Source organism: Dysgonomonas termitidis (genome assembly GCF_054657735.1).
Genome location: NZ_BAAHYD010000001.1, coordinates 1,001,352 through 1,023,227 on the forward strand (window position 1 = coordinate 1,001,352; position 21,876 = coordinate 1,023,227).

General features: G+C 43.8%; 18 protein-coding genes. 4 read left to right on the plus strand and 14 right to left on the minus strand.

Annotated elements, in window-relative coordinates; all coding sequences use genetic code 11:
* Positions 1 to 495: 495 nt before the first annotated feature.
* The 14 genes from ACYQ3L_RS04060 to ACYQ3L_RS04125 form a co-directional block, all read right to left on the minus strand.
* The gene (locus tag ACYQ3L_RS04060; RefSeq protein ID WP_379993873.1) at positions 496 to 3,030 is read right to left on the minus strand and encodes a zinc-dependent metalloprotease; all 2,535 of its coding nucleotides are present in this window, start codon (positions 3,028 to 3,030) and stop codon (positions 496 to 498) included.
* A 73-nt stretch (positions 3,031 to 3,103) separates the two neighbouring features.
* Positions 3,104 to 3,967: a peroxiredoxin family protein gene (locus ACYQ3L_RS04065; protein ID WP_379993872.1), complete on the minus strand. Its 864-nt coding sequence runs from the start codon at positions 3,965 to 3,967 to the stop codon at positions 3,104 to 3,106.
* 99 nt (positions 3,968 to 4,066) lie between these two features.
* On the minus strand, positions 4,067 to 5,551 hold the full coding sequence (locus ACYQ3L_RS04070; RefSeq protein ID WP_379993871.1) for a PKD-like family lipoprotein: 1,485 nt from the start codon (positions 5,549 to 5,551) through the stop codon (positions 4,067 to 4,069).
* Positions 5,552 to 5,586: 35 nt separating this feature from the next.
* A complete protein-coding gene (locus tag ACYQ3L_RS04075; protein WP_379993870.1) occupies positions 5,587 to 6,411 on the minus strand; it encodes a DUF4843 domain-containing protein in 825 nt (274 codons plus the stop codon).
* Between the two features lie 9 nt (positions 6,412 to 6,420).
* The gene (locus ACYQ3L_RS04080; protein WP_379993869.1) at positions 6,421 to 7,935 is read right to left on the minus strand and encodes a RagB/SusD family nutrient uptake outer membrane protein; all 1,515 of its coding nucleotides are present in this window, start codon (positions 7,933 to 7,935) and stop codon (positions 6,421 to 6,423) included.
* Positions 7,936 to 7,947: 12 nt separating this feature from the next.
* Positions 7,948 to 11,349 carry a SusC/RagA family TonB-linked outer membrane protein gene (locus tag ACYQ3L_RS04085; protein WP_379993868.1) on the minus strand — a complete coding sequence of 1,134 codons (3,402 nt, stop codon included), beginning with the start codon at positions 11,347 to 11,349 and terminating at the stop codon, positions 7,948 to 7,950.
* A gap of 189 nt (positions 11,350 to 11,538) precedes the next feature.
* Positions 11,539 to 12,570, minus strand: a complete 1,032-nt coding sequence (locus ACYQ3L_RS04090) for a FecR family protein (protein WP_379993867.1) — start codon at positions 12,568 to 12,570, stop codon at positions 11,539 to 11,541.
* Between the two features lie 430 nt (positions 12,571 to 13,000).
* On the minus strand, positions 13,001 to 13,606 hold the full coding sequence (locus tag ACYQ3L_RS04095) for an RNA polymerase sigma factor (protein ID WP_379993866.1): 606 nt from the start codon (positions 13,604 to 13,606) through the stop codon (positions 13,001 to 13,003).
* 1,055 nt (positions 13,607 to 14,661) lie between these two features.
* The gene (locus ACYQ3L_RS04100; protein WP_379993865.1) at positions 14,662 to 15,213 is read right to left on the minus strand and encodes a hypothetical protein; all 552 of its coding nucleotides are present in this window, start codon (positions 15,211 to 15,213) and stop codon (positions 14,662 to 14,664) included.
* Positions 15,214 to 15,293: 80 nt separating this feature from the next.
* Positions 15,294 to 15,482, minus strand: a complete 189-nt coding sequence (locus ACYQ3L_RS04105; protein WP_379993864.1) for a hypothetical protein — start codon at positions 15,480 to 15,482, stop codon at positions 15,294 to 15,296.
* Between the two features lie 87 nt (positions 15,483 to 15,569).
* The gene (locus ACYQ3L_RS04110; protein ID WP_379993862.1) at positions 15,570 to 16,028 is read right to left on the minus strand and encodes a hypothetical protein; all 459 of its coding nucleotides are present in this window, start codon (positions 16,026 to 16,028) and stop codon (positions 15,570 to 15,572) included.
* Between the two features lie 15 nt (positions 16,029 to 16,043).
* A complete protein-coding gene (locus ACYQ3L_RS04115) occupies positions 16,044 to 17,282 on the minus strand; it encodes a KilA-N domain-containing protein (protein WP_379993861.1) in 1,239 nt (412 codons plus the stop codon).
* Positions 17,279 to 17,632: a hypothetical protein gene (locus ACYQ3L_RS04120; protein ID WP_379993860.1), complete on the minus strand. Its 354-nt coding sequence runs from the start codon at positions 17,630 to 17,632 to the stop codon at positions 17,279 to 17,281. The genes ACYQ3L_RS04115 and ACYQ3L_RS04120 overlap by 4 nt, the downstream gene beginning before the upstream one ends.
* Entirely contained in the window at positions 17,613 to 18,074 is a 462-nt protein-coding gene (locus ACYQ3L_RS04125) for a hypothetical protein (RefSeq protein WP_379993859.1), read from the minus strand. The genes ACYQ3L_RS04120 and ACYQ3L_RS04125 overlap by 20 nt, the downstream gene beginning before the upstream one ends.
* Before the next feature lie 283 nt (positions 18,075 to 18,357).
* Between ACYQ3L_RS04125 and ACYQ3L_RS04130 the strand changes: the two genes are divergently transcribed.
* Genes ACYQ3L_RS04130 through ACYQ3L_RS04145 form a run of 4 tightly spaced genes read left to right on the plus strand, consistent with a single transcriptional unit; the run spans position 18,358 to position 21,851 of the window.
* On the plus strand, positions 18,358 to 19,677 hold the full coding sequence (locus tag ACYQ3L_RS04130; protein WP_379993858.1) for a phage portal protein family protein: 1,320 nt from the start codon (positions 18,358 to 18,360) through the stop codon (positions 19,675 to 19,677).
* A gap of 32 nt (positions 19,678 to 19,709) precedes the next feature.
* On the plus strand, positions 19,710 to 20,534 hold the full coding sequence (locus tag ACYQ3L_RS04135) for a structural protein (protein ID WP_379993857.1): 825 nt from the start codon (positions 19,710 to 19,712) through the stop codon (positions 20,532 to 20,534).
* A complete protein-coding gene (locus ACYQ3L_RS04140; protein WP_379993856.1) occupies positions 20,531 to 21,109 on the plus strand; it encodes a hypothetical protein in 579 nt (192 codons plus the stop codon). Before ACYQ3L_RS04135 ends, ACYQ3L_RS04140 begins: the two co-directional genes overlap by 4 nt.
* The gene (locus tag ACYQ3L_RS04145; protein WP_379993855.1) at positions 21,102 to 21,851 is read left to right on the plus strand and encodes a hypothetical protein; all 750 of its coding nucleotides are present in this window, start codon (positions 21,102 to 21,104) and stop codon (positions 21,849 to 21,851) included. The genes ACYQ3L_RS04140 and ACYQ3L_RS04145 overlap by 8 nt, the downstream gene beginning before the upstream one ends.
* Positions 21,852 to 21,876 lie beyond the last annotated feature (25 nt).

Genomic DNA, 21,876 nt, shown 5'->3' on the forward strand with positions numbered 1-21,876 from the left:
AGTCCGATTCATTTTCCTTGAATATCTTCTTAAGATGCGACGATATATTGTCAGTTGAGTAATCTGCCACTAGATCCCGATGTCAGCGTCTGTTTTAGCTTTTTTTTGCTGGTGCTTTCCAGGATATGTAGACCGCAACGGTATTAACATCAATACGGATGGTATGGATGGCAACGTATGCGAAACACACAAACATATGGAGCGATATATGTGGTCTAGCTCTTCTACCGGTCGGGATTAAGCTTGGATGAGAAATTTTATACCTGAAAAGAGAGACTTCCGTTAGATGCAAAAAAGACACTAATGCATAATGCTTAGCAATAGAAAAGCCATGCTACCGGATAGGTCTATAGGGCGCCAGAAGGCAGTTTCCGCAAGCAGGGCATACCGACTTTTATTGTAAATATTTCGAGGATCTGTGATTAAAAGACAGCCCTTACTTATCGCAAGCAAGGGCCGCTAAGTTATATTATTTACAGGTTATTCTATCAGCTATTATTTCTTTTCTTCTACATCTAATCCTTTCTTAATACGGCTTACGATGTCCTGTAAATGATATTTTGTCAATTCATCGTCCGTTCGTATAATTTCTTTATTTATATCGTCGCAAAGAGAAAGCAGGTGAGCACGGATAATGCTGGAAACATCTGAACGGGTAGGGTCGGGATTTATGTATAGTATCAATCCATTTCCGTTATTTGCCCCGACAATTTCATTCACAGACTTAAAAGATTTGAATGTATTGTCGATGTATAGCTTTTGCAGGTCGCGCCGGTAAATATCGATAGGTTTATGTGTATAGATTTCTGTCCATATTGCTTGTTTAAGGTCATTCAGAAACTCAGAGATTCCATACCCTTTATCTCCTTTGGCCTGGTTTTTTGTGAACCCTAACAGAATATCCGATCCCTGTAAACGCATTAATGCGGCATATTGGGCAGAGCCGATGTATACTGCCGGATTTAAAGCCATGTACGAACCGATCGTATCGTTAAGCAACCAACGGGGCGTTTCGAAAAGATTTTCAGCGAGGAACTTCATTGCGGCTTTTTGTTTCTCATATTCTACCGGTTCATAGATAGATCCATCCTGTTCTATACTTTTGTATGTGGCATATTTACCACCGATCAATTTAAGCACATGCGCCATGTAAAGCCTGTATTGCTTAAGCAATTCGATGTACATTGCCTGCCAGTTTTCATAACCTTCGTTTTCTTCGCGTGTCCAATCTTTGAGCCGGGGCAATATACGTTGCAGGTTTTTCAATCCATAGGAACTTGCAAGGATAGGGTCGTCTCCCAGGTCTTCGCTTTGCGAACGCGGATCGGTACTTTCGTATTCACCGCCGAAGAAATATCGCTTGTCACTCCTCAACTGCTTAATAATCCACTGGTTTAGGTAGGGTTCTTCATCTTCTGGTGTTTTAAATTGAGGAAACCACCTGTATCCCCATTCTATCGCCCATTTATCATAGTCGCCAATACGGGGGAATATTCCTTTTTCACCTATCTTGTCTTCAGGTTGCGCTACGTAGTTGAAGCGTGCATAGTCCATAATAGAAGGTGTATGCCCGTGTTTTTCCACCCAGTTTTTATCACGTAACTTTTCAACAGGTACAGTTGAACTTGAACCGTAATTATGCCTCAGGCCCAATGTGTGCCCCACTTCGTGTGAAGATACGAAACGAATCAGCTGGCCCATCAATTCGTCGTCAAACTGCATGGTATTAGCCCGTGAATCGATAGCCCCGGCTTGTATCATATACCAGTTACGTAATAATTGCATGATATTATGGTACCAGTTGATATGAGTTTCCATAATTTCTCCGCTGCGGGGATCATGCACATGCGGCCCGCTTGCGTTAGCTATAGCCGAAGGTTTATAAACAATCACGTTGTGACGGGCATCGGCAATGCTCCATGTCGAGTCATTCCCGGGTGCAGGCAATGCTTTTATGGCATTCTTGAACCCGGCTTGTTCAAATGCTTCCTGCCAGTCGTTCACTCCGGCGATCAAATAAGGCACCCATTTTTTTGGTGTGGCGGGATCGATGTAATAGACGATTGGATTTTTCGGCTCCACCAGTTCGCCACGCAAATATTTGGCGCGGTCTTCGGCCTTAGGTTCCAGACGCCAGCGGGTAATGAATGCTTTCTCTTTTACCCCTTGGGGATTGCTGTCAAAATCATAAAAACCTCTGGAAAAGAATCCTACACGGGCATCGGCATACCGCGGCCTCATGGGTGTTTCGGGCAGCAATAACAGCGAACTGTTCAACTCATAGGTAATAGGCAGTGTTGATACGCCGGCGTTAGGGTCGGTCGATACTTTCAAGTACGACCGTACCGTACGTATTTCCACATTAGCCGGGTAGGGGCAAATATCGTCTATATAAGACATATCATTTTGGACAGCTCCGATCGAAAGGCTTTTTTTAACTGTCGAATTAAAGTAGAAAACTTCATTTTCAGTTTGCAGGAAGTCGGTAACGTCGATAACAGAGGTTTTGATTTTCAGGCTGTCACCACCGAAAGCCTTAATGGCAAAAGATGCGGATATCGGTTGTATATTCGATCGGACCAACGAACGGTACATTCCGTTTGCTGTGCTGTCCGCCGAGTTCTCGGTAAAAATCATTCTACGGATAAATACTTTGTTAGATGGTCCGCGTTCAAAGCGAATGACGTTTTCTCCTATCTGGTCGCCTGCATAAACATGTATTTGCGGACGAATTCCTGCAGCCGCTTTCGCTATGCGATTCACTACCAGTATGTCGCGGCCTAACAATGTGTCCGGTATTTCCATGAAGAACCGGTCATCTATCCGGTGTACATCCAGTAGGCCATGCTTCGTTATCGCTTTGTCCGTAATGACCTCTTTATAGGGTTTCGGTTGGTTGTTAGGCTTTGTTTCTACCGGTTTTTCCACGGTTTCTTTTTTTACCGTATCTGCCGGTAATACCGTTTGCTGTTGTGCAGAAAGGAATAGTCCGTTTATTAATAGTATAAACAGAATTTTCAATTTTATCATTATTTAAAGTGTATAAGTTTAATTATCAATAAAATAGTTAATCTGAAATTATAAATTCGGGATTAATAACCGCTCATTTCAGTAATTCTTCCAGTTTTTTAATTAACGCCGTTCCACGCATGTTAATAGCGATGATTTTACCTTGCGGGTCTAACAGGAAGTTTTGCGGAATAGAGCGAATGCTATACATTTGGGCTACTTTGCTATCCCAGTATTTCAAATCCGAAACGTGTGTCCATGCCAGCCTGTCATCGTGAATAGCCTTCAACCACGCATCGTATTTGCCGGATTGATCGAGCGACACGGAAAGAATTTCGAAATTTTTGTCTTTGAATTGATGATACGCTTTTACTATAACAGGATTTTCCTCCCGGCAAGGGACACACCAGCTTGCCCAAAAATCAAGCAACAGGTATTTCCCTCTGAAATCATTGAGACTGACAGGTTTACCAATGGTATCATTCGCCGTGAATTCAGGAGCTTGCGCGCCAACGGCAACCCGCAGGAAGCGATCTATCACTTCCCGGGTCTTAAACCCCTCCGGGCTTTCCCTCACGGATTTATCCAGTCCGTTGAATAATTGATCACAAACCCGTATGTCATCGGGTAAATGCCCGATAACATCATTGAGGGCTTTGATGCTGACGTAATAATCCGGATGCGATTTGATGAATGCTATCTCTTTCGTTTTCCGTTCATCCTTCAGTCGTTTCATTTCGTACCGCCATTGGGCCAAACCGACAGTATCATATTTTACCTTATTCTTTTGGGCATCGTAATAAGCCTGTTGGCAGTCCGACAACTTTTTGTCGCTTTCCTGCAAAGCGGCAGCCAACTCGGACTGCTGTTTTGCCAAAACTGTCGAATCAGGTTCTGAAGCCGAAATGCGTGTTACCCAGAGGAACACTAATGCAAGAATCAGTATAAGTTTATTCATTTTACCTATTATTTTCATTATTAAATATATTAATGCCGGGAATATGGAGTATATCCCAACAACAAGAACATTTTTAACATGCACTTTGGGCGCTTGTTTTTAATATATCCTGGAACCGTTTCCTTGTTCTAAGTAATTGACACATGTAACACTTCCATTTCCCTCGATATCAGACATAGATGATGACGGAGCCAGTTCGCCAATGGTGCTGATGTCATAAAATCTTACCTTGTATTTTCCATTGGCAGTAGTTGCTATGACAAAATAGTTAATTGTCGATGCAGCAGACGAATCAGGAAACCTTACATGCTGCATACAGGTAATTGTCTCCCCCGCAGGTAGTGTAAACAACAGTTTTTCAGGAGCTGAATTTATATCGGTCTGGTATATATTATTGTTTTTAGCATAATAAATATAGTCATATTCACAGTTGCCTGCTATTTTATCGGCGTTCATAAGGCCATGTGATGGACTGAAATCTTTTGTACTTTCAATAATGGGCGTGCCACTACCATAAGCGTACAAGTATTGGAAAAGCACATTAAACTTGAATACAGTACCCGAACCATCGGCTTTCCTGACAAGCAGCAAGGCTATAGCCTGGCTTCGAACATTAATATACGAGGCTATCCAGACTATATCGGCATTCATATTAGTCAAATCGGATCCTAGGGAACGCATGGCCTGGAAATTAACGCCGTCGACTAAAACTATCGACTTTGAATTTTCGTCAAACAGGAGGGGCATTGCACCCACAGCCGCAACCGGCGATAACTTATACGTAGAGACCGGAGGATGTGCGAAACGTCCCCCTTTATTTAAAATATACATTTTACCGTCATTAATAAGAATGGAATACATCGTAGAAGTCGGTTGCAATATGGTTTCCGGCTTTTTATTGTCAGGCGCCGTAAAAAACATATCATTATATCCCATTTCTTTTAATCCGTTGTCTATCCGGTAAATACCTGCATCTTTATCGGAGATGACAAAAAACGTATTATATGTATTGGAAGATGTAGGCGTGGGTTTCATCTGCGGCGAAAAAATCGCTTTTATGGCATTACCGTCAAGGCTTTCCCCGTTGTATGACTTTATCCACTTGTCAATCCGGCCCCCGCTGTATATAAAATCGAAATCTGTTTTATTATTCTCTGTAGTAAGAAGATACCAGCCCTTCATATTCAGTGTGGAAACAAATAAATCGGATGTAATTTTAGTGGTTACCTTTGTTTCTTTATCCTGGACATTAAATATAAGAATGTATTGCCCCGGTTCAAGAAATACTTCATAATCCAAATTCTTTGTAAAAGACAGGGTATCTGCCTTCGGTAATGCCGGTTCGTTCGGATTGTATTTGGTGGAATAAACCAGCCAGCAAAATTCGTAGCGATTCTCGTTTTGCACTGTCGGGTCGATCCTCAATATGTCCCGATAGGAGTATACTTCGTATTGATTATCCAGACCGGAAACTAAAACCGGTAAAAGATCGTCCGTTCCATCATCGCTCCTGTCTTCAAAACACGAGTGTAACATGATAGGAAACAAGGCAATTATTAGTAATAAGTTATATGTTTTTTTCATATCTGTAATTAATCTGAATTCATCTTTAAACTTCATTAAGGAAACGTAACCAGGGCGCTGCCGGGATTGCTTGTTTCACGCAATGGCGCTGTACCGTTTGCTATATTAACAGGGTCATTGTTATACTTATTCAGAGCTTCTTTGAGTAGATTCCTGTAATGAGCCTGAGCCTGGACAGCGCTGACCTCCTGCCACCAGGCTTCATCGATCACTTCGCCGGTTACATTTATCATAAACTGGTGCTTGACGGTACTGTAATTACCCAATGTACCATAAGCCGCGGCTTGGTAATTGTCTACCCGCCACGAATAGAAACGTTCTAACCGGTCGGAGAATATGATTGTTTTGGCACGGGCTTTCAACTCGCCTAATCCGAATTCGGCCGATTCGTCCAATTGTACCCGCAGCCGGAAACTGGTATCCTTCAGGCTGGCGTCGCGAAGCAGGACGACCGGAATCAACGCCGTTACTTCATTGGCTTTTATTACGTATATTTTTTTTAGGGAAGCATCGGAAAAGTCCACATAGTGTTGACCCGGAACAGCCTTGTTCGGTAATTCGGTTTCGATGGTATCTGTTATATCTCCTGTTACGGGGTCTCTCTCATATGTGATACTGTATTCCGGTACCTGTATCAATTTTACTTCGCGGTCGTGGTTTGCCACATTCCCGATAGTATTCACCCGGATGTATACGGTATCAACGGTTACGGAGGACAGCTCGTACACAAACGTGAAATTCGTTGTCACGGTGTCACCCATCTGCACACGGTCATCCCCGGCATACGACAGGTACTCTGCTTCCGAGCATCCAGTGGCTATCAGCAAAATGATGACCGGTATATATATAAGTTTCTTCATAATAGTAGGTTATTTATTGTGATATTCTATTTCACGCAATGGTTTGGGAACAATATATTTTGCTGCGCTGCCCGAAAAATATGTATAAGTCCAGCCAGACGGCAGGGTAGTTACATTGTAGCGTTTATAAGTAAAGAACGATTGCCCTTCCGCGTAAAACTCGCGGCAATATTCCCTGACCATCTTGTTGCGCCGGTCTGTTTCCCAATCCAAATCGGAAAATGCGGTAAAAGGAATCCCTTTCTGTCCGCAATAGTATTTATAAGATGTTTCGGCAGCAGCTTTGGTTTCGGCGCATTCGGTAAGAATCAGATACATTTCACTTAACCTCAGCAAAGGAACCTGGAGAATCCGCACATATTCGTTTGCGTTTTGAATGTATTTCTTATACATCACTTCGCTTGTTTTACCTGAAAGAGTTTTATAGCTCCACATCCCGTTCCAGCGGATATCGGATACCCGTTCAGCTACCGGAAACAAATTATTCAGATAATAAAAACCATCTTGTACCGAGAAGTCGTAACGGGCAAGCGAACCGGTTTCGCCAAAAAGGTTGTTGGCTTTGTTCGCCAGGTCATAGACACTCAATGCCATAATGTGTTCGGGCGACATTGTATAATCCTGTGCTACGCGGTCAGCATCTGTTCCCAGGCGGAAAGTCGGTGTTCCGTTATGATCCTTGGCGTCGATTACCATTTGCGCATACCTGGCGCCATTGGCTTTCATGGATCCATCCTGTGCGGATAACCACGTATATACGCGGGCTTTGGTCGCCAGTACAGCATAGTAATTCATCCGTATCTGGCGAACGGCGATATAATCATCCTCCGTTGTAAAATCACCTTTATCCAGGTCATTCATTGCCATATCGGCGATAGAAAAAGTAAGGATCGGGTCGACTTTTTTCAGCAATATTTCCGCTTCGTTCAAATCGCTTATGATAGCTTGCGTATAATCCTTATAAGTAAGCGCCGGGTGTACCTCTTTGGTAACGGTTTTTACGTAAGGCAGCAACCCGTCTTCACCTACGTTCATCGGCATTGGTCCAAACAGGCGTAGAACATCGAAATGGCAGAACGCCCTTATTGCAAGAGCTTCGCCTTTTATCATTTCGTAATTGCCATCGGAGAAAACTGCCTGTTGCGCATCAATTTCCTCCAGGATACTATTCACATCGGCTATTACCTTATAGAGATTTTCATAGATGCCGTCCATCCTGCTCCTGACATTACCATTGTTATAATTACAATTTAATAATTCTGCCAGTATGGTATTGTTTGTCGAAGTATTATACCAATTACAAGCCATATATTCGACATCATTCCATATCAGCGCACCTCCATACACACGTTCTTCGTTCAGACGGATATATGCACCGGTAAGCGCGCTCCGGAAACCTTTCTGGGTTGTAAATAATTTATTTTTCGGATTTTGATCTACCGGCGTTACGTCCAGCCAATCGTTGCATCCCGTGTACAACAGGCCGCCAAGCAGCCATATTATTACAACTATATATTTTTTCATACGTTTTATTGTTTAGAACATTAAGGATAGAGACATTATCAATTGACGGGTAAACGGATAATTCGTGCCGCGTTCCCGCTTAACAGAAGATATATAGAATAACTCGCCTGTACTGGCGGACACTTGCATATTTTGTACGCCCAGCATATCCAGCCATTTTTTTGCGCGTATCTCATACATAAGGGTTGCGTTCTGGCAAATCAACGTATTTTCATTCTGAACAAAGCGGGAGGTGGCCTCAGACATGGTATAGTCATAATCGTTTATACCCCTGAAGAAAACCTCGTCGCCCGGCTGTTTCCACCGGTCGGTAAATACCCTTTCGTCCACGTTCATCAGTTTGTTGGTAACCTCCACCTTATCCCGTAATGTCTGGTTGTATAACTGGCCTCCCCACTGGTAGCCAAATGAAACATTCAGTGTAAAGTCTTTATAACGGAACATTGAACTGAAACTTCCCCTGTATTTAGGCCGGCTGTTTCCTACGGCAATCCTGTCGCGCGCATTCCATGTATAAGTCACTTCACCTTCTTTAGTCAGATACAGTTCCCGTCCCGTACTCGGGTCTATACCCAAAGATTGTACCACATAAATGGTACTTGGCGAATCTCCTTCGCGAAGTATCTTGTTCGGGCTGGAACCTCCAAGCAAAGCCAACTTTTCATTAGCGGCCTTCATCGCTTCCGATAATTTCACGATCTTGTCCTTATCATGGGCAACCATGCCTCTCACGGACCACGACATCCCACGTTTCAGATCCTGTATCAGAAAAACAGTAGCGGATAATTCAAAACCGCGGCTCTCCAGATTGCCCACATTTTCGGTGTAAGTACTGAATCCGTTGGAATATGGCAATTCCAGATCGGATAACAGGTTCGATGTTTTTTCTTTATAGATATCAGCTTCCAGCCTCAGACGGCTATTAAATATATCCGTTTCCAGCCCAAGGTTGTATTTTTTTCGTACCTGCCACTGCAAATCCTTATTGCCTAAGGCAACCTGGTAAGCTCCTGTCCATATATTGTAGCGACGGTCGGTATAGTACCTGTATGTGGCCAGCGCCATATAAGCGGCAAAGTCCTGTGAGCCGGTTGTCCCGATAGAACCACGTATTTTCAGGCGGTTCACAAACTTCAAATTGTCACGGATAATGGCTTCGTTGTGGAGGTTCCATCCTGCTCCAACAGACCAGAACGGTGCAAAACGGCGGTTGGTTCCGTATTGGGAAGCTCCATCCATACGGTAGGAAAAATCAAGCATGTAACGATTGTCGTAAATGTAATTCGCATTTCCCAATACACCGATTCTGCGGGTAGTAGATTCTGACCCGCCGGGACTCCCGTCTTTCTGGTACTGGAGAGCCATTCCCAAAAAGTCTATCGATTCATCGGGGAACCCTTCCGCAAGGAAACTATAACTCCGGCCCCGGTTTTGAGTTACATCTACATTTGCCATCGCGTAAAGCGAATGTTTCTCTGCGTAAACCCTGGAAAAGTTGACGGAGAAATTTACCTGATAATTGAAGTTTTTTCCATTGGAATATGAATAGCTTCCTTTTCTAAACAGGTCCTCATCAGTATATCCGGCAAAATCGGAATGGTCGGCCGGTTTAAAAACATCATGATTACTTGTATTGCTTCCGATGGCAATAGATCCCCTGAAGAATAATTCGCTCAACGGTTTCCATTCGATGGCAAAATTATTGGTAATATCAGTATAATCCGACTTATCGTAGGTGTTCAATGTAGCATTGTACATCGGGTTAGGCCATGCGCCGTTATAACGGGGATTGCCTGTTTGCCCCCAGTAGACGTCACTGTATGGAGTAAAAAAGCGAACCAGATGCCCTTGTTTATCATACGGTTTCCAATACGGGTTTAATTCTGCATACTGGGAGAATGACCCATAGGGGGATTCCTCCTGGTTTGTATGTCCGATCATCAGGGAGTTTCGGAAAGTCAGGCGCTGATGCTTATAGGTCAAATCAATACCCCCGTTAAATACTTTTCTTCCTGATTCTCTCATAACACCTTGCCGGTCGTTATATTGTGCTTTAATTGCGTATTGAAAAGAACGATCGCCACCTTCTAATTTCAGGTAGTGGTTCTGGTCAATACTGTTATGCAAGGGTTTGGCCAGCCAATCGGTATTGACCCCTTTGGCTACTTCTGCCAATACTTCGTTGTAATACTGCTGAAGAGCAATGTTTTGAGCCGGTGTTCTCAGTGCATTTTCATAATAACCCGACATCTCCTCAAGTTTCAATTTATCGCGGGAATTCAGTAAATGATAGCTGCTTAAATCGGGTAAATTCAGGGACATTTCGCTCCTTAACGATAATCTCAGCTTTCCTATCTCCGGTTCTTTGGTCGTAATAACGATGATGCCGTTTGCCCCCCGCGAACCGTATAATGCCGTAGCTGCGCCGTCTTTCAATATGGATATGGATGAAATCTCCTGGTCGTTGAGGTCCATCATACGCTGTAAGTTGGTTTCAAAGCCGTTTAATATAATCAGAGGCGTATTAAGCGCAGTGGAGGTTTGTTCCTGTAACTGATTGATTGAGGGAAGGTTTCCTGTTCCTCGGATTTGTATTTCCGGTAAACGGTTTGGGTCAGCGCCCCAAACATTGTTTTCGATCACATTAAAAGATGGGTCGATGTTGCTCAATGTTGTAAAAATATTTCGTCCGCGAAACAATTGCAGCTCTTCATTGGTAATTACACTTACTGCCCCGGTATAACTGTTTTTCTTTTTTGTCGAAATCCCTGTTATAATAACATCCTCCAATACATTTACCGTATCTTCCAATACGATGTTCAGGTTTTTGCCTGTATACCTTACTTCTTGCGGTTTCATTCCGATAAAGGAGAAAATCAATACCGGATTACTTTCTGTGCCTTGGGGTATTGTAATGGAATATTCTCCGTTAGCATTAGAAAGTACAGCCAGACCTGTGTTCTTCACCTGAACGGATACGCTTGGCAACGGATTATTATCCATGTCTGTAATGACACCTGTAATTACAACATTGTTTGTTTCCGGATCTTGCCGGGACTCAGGCTGAACTGTTTTTGTGTCCTCCCTGGTTTCCGGCTTGGCGATAATCAAAATCTTATCGCTGCTTACACTATAGGTCAGGTTCGTGTTTGTCAGTAATGCCTTCAATGTATTATCAACGGTACGTTCTGACTTTGGCAAGGTAATGTTCTTGTATGTGGAAATAAGGGTCAGTGAATAATTCATCCTGAAACCTGACAATTTCCCGACCTGATCCAAACCGTCTTTCAGCGGTTGGTTTTTCAGTTCAAGCACTATTTTCGTTTGCAACGATTGTGCAGACGCATTAAAGCCGCATAACACCAATAGCATGAACGTCACAATGCAAAGAATATAATGTCGTTTTCTTTTCATATCTTTGTGATTGGTTATAATGAAAAATATTAACTAATAGTAATTTGTTGTAATCCTAAAACCCTTCGTATAATCCCCATCATCGGAGGGTTTTTGTTGTTATTCCTATATTACCGGAATTTAAGATGAATTCATATGTATCATAGTATAGCTACTGTTTTTTTATGATTTATCTCGATGTTTTTACTTTTATTGTTCTATTTGATATATAGTTACTTTATTGTCTTCAATGACGTAGTTTGTCGCCGAATTGATGACGCACAGGATATCCAATATGCTTTCCAAAGATTCCGTCCCCCTGAATGAGGCTACGATTAATGTATTGGTCAGCTTACTGCCCCGGATTTCTATGTCTACATTGTATCGTTTACTCAATACGACAGCAATATCCTTTATACTCATCCCATTGAATTCCATCTCTTGTTTTGTCCAATCCACAGCGTCTTTTGTCCCTTGTTCGTCGACTATAAATTTTTTTCCCGCCAATTTTGTTTTATCGTATTCTATTTCTTCGTTTAACGATAGATTAGCTAACACTTGTTTTGTATTTTCCACCCTGACTTTTCCCCGTGTTACAGTTACCCGGATACGGTCATCGTCAGGCCATGCCTTGATGTTGAAAGATGTGCCCAATACGGTTGTTTTCAATTCTCCGCTATATATGATAAAAGGTTTTCCTGCATTGTATTTAATGTCGAAAAAGGCCTCTCCCACCAATCGTATTTCTCTTCTTTCTGCTCCAAAACCGGGAGCCAGTTCAACTGTACTGTTGGCTTGCAAGACGATTTGCGAACCGTCCGGCAACATAATATTCCGGACATATGAAACCGGTTCATCCATTGGCGTATGCATGACTTTCAAAACAATAGTATTCTCTTGTGGAGGTGTATCCCGGTTTAGTATATAATTGCCTAATCCGGCTAAAATAATCAGCAGGACAGCTGCAGAAGCTATACGGAACCACAGTCTTTTTCGTTTAGGTAGGATAATCGTAGAAACTTTCGGTTCGGAAGTAAGGATAGATGACAAAATTTCTTTAGACCGTTTGTCCGACAGTTGTTCTGTCGGCTCGTACTCGTTCCAGACATTCCACAGGATTTTTCTCAGTTGGTTGTCTGTAAAGAAACGGATCATATCGGCCAGTTTAACTTTATCTTCATTGCTATACGTCCCATTGAGGTAACTACGTAATAAATCTTTGAATATATTTTTTTTCATCATTCAATATATTGTTAATTAATGACAATATGCTTCTTCAATAGAAAATAACACTTTTGTGACAGATAGCTTATATACAGCTTTTTATATTGTAATGTGGATATATAGTCCTAATCGCTATATGGGATTCTTTTGATAAAAATTACCACATTTTAATATATAAGACGAATAAATATAAAAAAACACCTAGTCGGTCGTTATTTTTTTTGAAATTTTGATATTGAATGCTTTGTTAACGAATCATAACGACATGGATATAGATAAAATTGCTTATAAATGCTGTCTTAAATAGGATTTTTTGTCGTTTTGTAAAGTAAATGGAAAAAATAAATATTGTTAATAATATCGGTATGAGAAAAATGCATTGATTAAAAACGGAAGTGAAAATGTAAAGGTTTAAGGTTGTTGCGGTCAGGTTATTATGTTGTTATGGCTATAAATCAAAATATAAATAGACACATAATAACAAAATCGGATAATTATCCGATACATACACGCGTATATTGATGAGCGCCTGTCTCATGTGGTTTTGGACAGTAGAAACGGAGATGTTCATTTTGCCCGCAATTTCAGCATGGGAAAAACCATCTATACAATGGAAGTTAAACACTTTCCTTTGCTGGGAGGGTAATTTCCCAATAGCTTCTGCGATGGCATTACCCAGTTCTTTGTTTATTAAAGATTCGAGAGGTGTTTGAGTTGAAGTATCCGTATCCTCTTTCCCTTTATAATCATCTAAAGAAAATAGGGTATCATTGCTCTTTTTCCTGAGTTGGTCAATAGCATAATTTTGAGCGATATGATAGATATAAGCGTTTATATTTCTAACTCGTATAAGTTTTTCGCGTTTTTGCCATATTTTCATGAAAATTTCCTGAACCATATCTTCTGCTTTTACCGGAGACCGGGTCAGCTCTAAAAAAAATCCATATATTTTATCTTTATAATCATAAAAGAGCGAAGTGAAAGTTTCTTCATCAGAATCTTTTTTATTCAAAAATATATCAGGATGGTCTGTATTGCGTTTTTTATCTTTCATTTTTTTCGCTAAACTTTCATTAATAAAAATACTAAATATTTGAAAAACAAGAAAGTTACATATCTAAATTTTCAAAAGAACAACCAAAGTTTTTCACGGAAAGATATTTATTCTTTTTGTTCAAATATCTATTCGGCGTGTAAACGGAGTGAAAACTGGCACAAAGAACGGTTTCTATTTGTAGTAAAAAGAAAGCGGCCGGACAAATATATATCGCACCGATATAAATCCAGGTAACATATATTCCTCCGAACCGCATATCTTCAGTGTTTCTGCAAAAAAAAACTATTCTGTCGGATCAAACCAGATCAAACCGGTCGATATTCATCACTTTGTTCCATGCCGCTAAAAAATCCTTCACAAACTTTTCACCGGCATCCACACTTGCAAATACCTCGACGAGAGCCCTCAATTCGGAACTGGAGCCGAAGATAATGCCAACTCATGTTCCCCTGTATTTCAGCAAGTCATTTTTCTGTTTTTTCTTCTCTACAAGTACAACTTTTATTCAGTTCAACTCCATTGTCAAATTATTAATATACTTTACAAATATATAGATAAAATCCAGATATATTGTATTTACCTATCATTTGGCTTCCAACAGTATATTAAAATGACATATAGGCCACTACTAAACTCACGGAAGTTACCTATATCAGTCCTGTAACTTGTTCCAGAAATCAAATTAAGGATAAAAATACAGAACATATTTGTGTAAAAAACACAGAATATTAAGTATTTTAAATGGATAACATATAAAATAGCCATGTATGGAAGCCGATTTTGCTTAAAATATACCTGCCTGTCGAATCTTTATTATTCAATCCACCCTACCGGAAAACCTGGATTCTTTTTTATTTAAAAACGCCGCAGGCGTACTATAAGTATGTTTCTTTTGATTCTTTTCTTTACATAAAGAAAAGAATAATCTACTTTTTATCTATATTATCTACTATATCTATTATAGATCCTTTATTTCGGGGTAGTGTTTTCCGGTTTTCATACCAACTTCCCAGTTGAAAAATGAAAGCTTCGCCTGATTTCAGGGGTACTGGCTAAAATCCTGTAATTTCTTCCATTTGCCGTGCGATTTTTATGATTTCCGAACATAAAGGCTTCAGTTTTTCAAATGAAGGATCGTGCTCCGGATCAGTTTCTCCACAAAGTTGTTTTCCGGACTTTTTTATTTTCAGACCGGGTTCTCCTGCAAAAGGTTGTATTTCGTCCCGTGTAATACTTTCAGGCAACCGGGGCGACGCCGTATTGAAATATATATCACAGAAACGGATCAGGCCGTCAATATCCCCGATATTGGACAAAAGCATAACCAGTTTTTCATACCGGTCAACGTTGAATGAATAAAACACCCTGTTCCCCAATTGATTATTCTTCTTAGCCAATAATCCCAGCTTCATCAACCGTTTAACGGACTTATCGAAGCTGTATTCCTTAAGCCCCATCCTTTTCATATACTCTTCCCTGCTCCAGTCTGTATGGAACCCCCTGCCCTTCAAAAACTCTATTTCCAGCATATGCAACACAAAGCGGGACTCCGCCGGGGAAAATAGATAAGAAAGGCATGTATGGTATTTTATAAAAGCCGCCATATTGTTTTATTGTTTAGTTGTAATGATAAAAAAAGGGGAGAACAAGCGTCTCCCCATCAGAAAATAATAACCGGGCCTGGTCAGTCCTTTGCAGGGACACGCTCATTTACATAGAAGAAATGTATTTTCCCCTTTACCATCGGCTTATACGGTTTATACCCCAGCTCCCTGGCGTATTTGCCTACCGTTACTTTACCGGGAAGCTTAAACGAATGCTCTTTCATGTGCCTTGACATTTCATCGAATGTCATCCTTTGCTTCAGTTCCATTTTTTTACCTTTTGGATTAATTGATACTGCTTAATAATAGAACCAGGGCGTCCAAAAGGTTTGTGACCAAAGCCGGAGGAAGGATTATTACTCGATAATCCCCTTTTGATAAAGTTCGATCAAGGCAAAAGCCTTTATCACTTTTGGGAAATTATCCTTATCGATCCACTCTTTGGCGACATTCCAGGCAAGCGATAACTCAAATATGAAATTATCCAGCCTCAGTTCATGGTGGGAGAGCTTTCCTTCGGTGGGTTTCAGACCCGAATCATGCAGTTCGCACAGCCCGTTGCTAAGGAATACGCAGCCGGCTCCTGTTTTTACGGCCTGCACCATCGGCACCGGGCAGGGGTATTTTCCCAGGGCCATGCCCACGCACCAGAAAGTAAGCTTCAGTTTACCGGCATGCCCGGCCCGGATCAGTTTCAATATATCATCCGGCGTTCCCAGGCAGGGAACCCTGCATTGGGCCCTGCATTCCGGGCAATCGCATTCGACAGGCCTCCTGCCCGTATTACCCGCTATCTTAAGCAATGAATTATCCATTTGTGTGTCGTGTTTTTATTTATTCCCCGGATCCTTTTCCCGGTATAAGTCAAGTATAAATTCCCGTCCCGCCTTTGTCCACCGCTTGCCTACGGAGCATACATACGCCTTACCCTTCTTGTTTGTCCAGTAATAGGGATGGTCGCACTGGAGCGCGGCATGGGAAGGGTATGCCACATACTGCCTTTTTTCGAACTTGCATATCCTTTCCTCTATCAGGAACCTGTGCAGTTCAATGGTCGATATTTGCAGTTCCTCGGCGATAAAGGATGTCTTGAAAGACTCCCTGTCTCCGACCATCTTTTGGTAGAACTGCACTTTCGGCCTGTCCGTTTCGATCTGCCTGGTCTTGGCCTCGATCACCTCTTCCTGCTCGATCAGCATCCGGCAGGCTTCCCTGAAGTTCGAAGGGAGCTGCCTCTGTGCCCCGTAAGCCGTCTCAAATCTGATATTGCTTTGTCCGAGCGTGACATATCCCTGCTTCAGCAAGTCTTTTATCCGCTCGTTCATCCAGACGGACAGGTCGGGGGAGAGCCATTCGGCGAACTTAAAGGCCAGGCTGTCCTGTATCCATGTGGCCCCCACGCTCCCCCTTTTGGTTGTGATCTGGCTTTCCAGGCTATGGGATATGCCGTTGTCGACCAGCGACTGGCGGAACCGCTGCGTTTCCGCCAGCAACAGCCATTCCCTCGGGTTCTTATCCTGGCTGCGTGCCATCTCCGTCGCGTTGACATAGATAACGCCGTTGGGAGCCTGGAAGGATATGGGCTGGTCGTGATAGCTGAAAATGACAGGGGTATTGTTTTGCTCCGGCGCTTTATTAACGGCAGCATGTATGACAGTTGCCGTTTCCCTTATTCCGGGGGAAGGGACAGGTTCCGGTTCGGGCTTAGGCTCCGGTTCCTGTTTGGGTTTTGGTTCGGAATCAAGGTCCCTGTTTACAGGCAGTTTGCCCGCCCATTCCTCCAGCTCCCGGCAAATCCGCGCTATTTGTTTATTTTCTTTTTCTATACTCCTTGTAAGCGTATATATATCATAGATTTTAATAAACGGGAAGAGCTTCCCGTTTTTATATACCGGGAATTTTGCAGCTGACCTGCATATTCCGGCAGCCTGCCCGTTCCCGATCATCTCCTGCCTGCACAGTATCCTGCACAGGTCATGCAGGCTTATCCACTTCACGGCTTTACTACCGTCATAAATGACATGTATCCTTGTTCCCTTAAAAGGTATCGTTTCGTTTACAGGTTTCATATCTTGCCTCCTTCCTTATTTGTTTTCTTCCGGTTATCTTCCAGCGCGTACCTTTTTTTTGCCATTTCCCGGACAGTATGGTAGCGCCTTTCCTGTCCGCACATTTTATCGTATTCTTCCAGGCCCAGGGAGTCCAGGTCGCTCAGGTCTATCTCTATGTCGGGATGGATATGCCGGTAATAAAAGCCTCCGGTCGATATGTATTTCCCCAGGCAGCAGAAGGATATGGCCTGCAGGTTCCCCCCGGTCAGCAAAGAGGCCGCGTGGAGGGACCTGGTGATGCCTATCAGCACCTTCGCCCCGTTGAAGATCAGTACGTTCTTGGGTTCCTTAAACTTGCTTTTCCTCATCCCCTTCGTAGAATTTGATTAAGTCTCCTTTCTCGAACCGGTCCTTGACCGACATGACCAGGGCCGTATCCGACAGGCTTACGCCATTGATCAGCATTTCCGAAATCCGCTCCAGCATATAGACCGAGAATATGGGCTCCAGGTAAGCGATAAAGAGCAGGTCCAGAGACTCTTCCAGCAACAGGTGCCCGGTGTCCGCGTCTTCGGCGATCATATCTTCCAAAGGAATGGAACAGGTTTCCGACAGGTTTTTTATCCACCAGTCAAAGTGGCATTCAAAACCGGATATAATATCCACATTGGAAACGTTTACAGCTTCTTCTTTCTTTTGGATATAAAGGGTGGCATCGAAATAGATCCTGCCATCCGATTCCCCGAATAATATACCGGGGAATTCCCTGTACCTGACAGTCAGGCCGGGGGGCATCTTTTTTAACTTCATTTTTGATATATGCTTTTGTTAAAATTCGCGGTAAAAGTATATAAAAATACTTGTAATAAAAATAAGAAATAAGGTATTTTTAATGTGGTATTTCTATTTTAAATATTGATACATAGTAATTTAATTCATATTTAAAATTCATTTAACGATATAATAGGTATCTATTTTTTAAACCTAAAAATACCTGTATTTATTAACGTTTGCGACACTTCCCGCTGTATATGTTAAAACGGTGGTTACAACTATAATTGCCCCGTTTTCCTATTCTTAAAAAAAAATAAAGATGCAGGAAAAAAATCAGCCGGGGACATTCAACCGGGAGTTGCTTGAGAGTATTTTCCGGACGAGCAAGAAAACCATCCGGGAATATGTCTGGGAAATCGAGCGCAACAACAGGTATAAGTCCGCGCGGCAGGACGCCACCCTCGGCGTAGTCCTGGACGACCGTTCCCGGCTGATAGACCTGTATGAAGCGTGCCTGCAGCAGGATGCCCATATCCGGGCTGTCATAGAGACCCTGGAGAGCCAGATACTGGGCGACCGCTATATGCTGGCTAAAATCAATGAAAAAGGGAAGTACGTCAAGGATGTCAGGGAGACACAGAAGGTACAGGGTTCCCAGTTCGATAAGATTATAAAAGGGATCGTCGAGGCCAAACTGTACGGCTATACCCTGCTGGAGATAATGCCGCATACCGATCCAAGGACCGGAAAGCTGGCGGAAGTGAATATCGTCGAGCGCAGGAACGTCCTGCCGGACCAGCATACTGTCGTTAAGAGGCAGGGCATCTGGCTGCCGAACTGGAATATATGCAGCGAAGCCTACCGCAAAAACTATGTGCTGGTAAATACCGGGGACACGGGGCTGTTCTCCGCGACGACGCCCCTTATCCTTGCCAAGAAGTTTACGATCGCCAACTATGTGAATTTTTCCCATACCTACGGCCAGCCGATCATACACGGGAAGACGGTCAGCGAGAGTAATAACGACCGCAAGCGCCTGGCGGCGGATATCGCCAACGCCGCCCAGAACAAGGTTATCGTGACCGGGCTGGATGACGGGATAGACATCAAGACCTTTACGATGTCCAATTCGGAGAAGATATACACCAGCCTGATCGGGATTGTAAACAGCGAGGTCTCCAATATGATACTCGGCTCCGAATCGATGGCCGGGGGCATGCAGTCCTATGTCGGCTCGACCAAGGCGCACCAGGATATTTTCCGGGAACGGATCGAAGTTTACCGCAGGTACATAGAGAATATCATGAATGAGGAGATCGTACCCCGCCTGGCAGCGATGGGCTATATATCCTCCGGGCTGGAGTTCAAGTATTCCAACCGGATCGAGATGAATAATGAAGACCGGATACAGTTATACGGGCTGATCACGGATAAGTACGAGGTGGCTGCGGATGAGATAGAAAAAGAGTTCGGGATAATCGTCGGTAAACAGCTGAATGTAATGGATCCAGGTGGAGGCGCTATGGGTGGTGGTACAAGTTCCAATGGCCGACATGTGATGAGTGACGAAGAATACTACAAACGCTATGGGCGAAATAGAGGCAGTGATGTTTCAAATTTTCTGATGGGGACGGAATAGGCAGCCATTTACCGTCCCCCGGCCTGAAAGATGTGGTTGCAAAAAAGGTTGAAGTAAAGGATACCCACCCCGACAGGGAGCAGTCTCGCAGGGAATACCAGCTCTTATTGGCTGCTTTCCGGCGGTTGCTGGATATACATGAAAACGGCGCTGAACGGAAAGGTGCATTCGAAGATATCATTACCCTCAGGGCCTCATTCCTGGTCGGGAGGGTGATTTCCGGCCTGGGAATGGATTTGGACAGGGCCCTGGATATTTTGCGGAACCATCATGGTTCCGCAACAGGGAGGCGGAAGCAGGAGCGCGGGGTGCTGGCCGCGGCGGTTGACAACCTGGTCGATTTTGCCGCCGCCCAGGAACTTCAGGTATTCAAAGAGTTGCCCGGTACCCGGTATGCGGACCATACGGGCAGCCATGAGGCTGTTTTTGAAAAGTATAACTTAACATATGCCGCCGGGGAAAACATGGACGTGCTTTATGCCGCCGGAATCGCCGCCTGGTGGATGACCGTCCCGGAGAATAACTATATAACTTTTATGACGCAGGGCGACGAACGCGTCAGGCCGTGGCACCTTTCCCATGACGGGCTGACCTTCTTAAAGCGGGACTTTCCCCCGGAATTGATTCCCCCAATCGAATATGGCTGCCGCTGCTTCCTGGTCTCAGGCGGGGTTGGTCCTGTCCATGCATCACTTGGCAAGGGCAAGCCCGTCAGGAACGTAAATCCCGTCTTCAGGGAAAGCCTGGCAACCGGAGGCCGGATATTCTCGCCGGCGCACCCCTATTTCATGAACCTGCCCGATGAAACGGCCAGCGCGGTAATCAAACGCATCAAACAAAAAATGTATGTCCGATGAAAATCACTTTAGAAATATTCTGCCGGCAATGGGTAAAAGACAAAAGGGAACGTACCATTGTCAGCCGCTTTGAAAAAAACATTTTCGACTTTACGACGATTGCGGGGAACCGCAGCAGGATGTTTTTCCAGGCTTCCTTTAACACCGGCGGTTTTTTCAGGAGCGGGTCGGGATGGCGCCCGCGGGAATCCCGATGGGGAAAGAAATTTACGCATCCGGTACTGATCGATACGGGCATGCTGGGCAAGTCCGTCAAAGGGGAGGTCCGCAGGTTTGAATCGACCAATTACCAGAGCCGCAGGGGATTCAGCTCGAAGATATTCAGGCGCGGCGCGAAATACGATATCTGGACCGCGGAAGAAAGCTTTCCCATAAAGGGAAAGCGCGGCAGGAAAGGCAAATACAAGAGCTATGCCGCGATCCATAACTCCGATCCCGGAAAGACCGGTTATACGGTAAACCAGTATTCGGGGAAAAAACCGGTGCAAAGGCAGTTCATCGGGTTCAGCGAACCCCTGGATAAGGATGTCAGCAGGTATATAGACATGATTTTTAAAGGATTCCCCCATGCTTAAGGACAAACGGCCCCGACAACCGGAGCAGGGACAAGCAGGCGGTACGGATAATGCGCTAAGGATAGCCGTCGCCGAAGAAGTTTCCTTAAACCCTTTCGCCGGAATATACCTGGCTGTTAAAAGGGCTATCCTGACAATAAAAGAAAATCCGGAAGCCCCTGCCGGCGATCCTTTTTTTAAGACCGTCGCCATCGATACGGGGCAATTCGCCCGTATTGTCCGCAGCGGGAACCTTGAAACGGAGATCATGTTCCCGGCAGTTTTCATTCATTTTGTCAATGTCCGTTACCTGGTGCAGCAGCAACGGATCGGGGAAGGACGCGCTACCATGCGCGTGAGGTTTATCCTGAACACCCTGAATAACCAGGACCCGGACAGGGAATGCGATGCGTTTTATATCTTCCAGCGGATCAATGTGGCAATACAGGATGCCAAAAGCTATGAACCGGCCCTCAATGAGCGCTGCAACCTGCTCTACTTCGATATGCCCGAGACCACCAATATGCTCCAGGCTTACTGGATAGATTATGAGGTATGGTTCAGGGAAGCATCGGCATGGAAGTACCGGGACTGGGTGGAACGCTACCTGGTAATGCCGCCCTTTACCAATCATGGGGACGCCCCGCAGCATGATGATGAAAAACATGGGGACCATATGTGCCCCGCACATAAAGAAACATCCGGCTATGCGCCTTCCGTGGAAGGGAACGCCCCTCCCGCAGAAGAAAGACAGGATAGCTGAAAACAAAAAATACCCGAGGGTACTA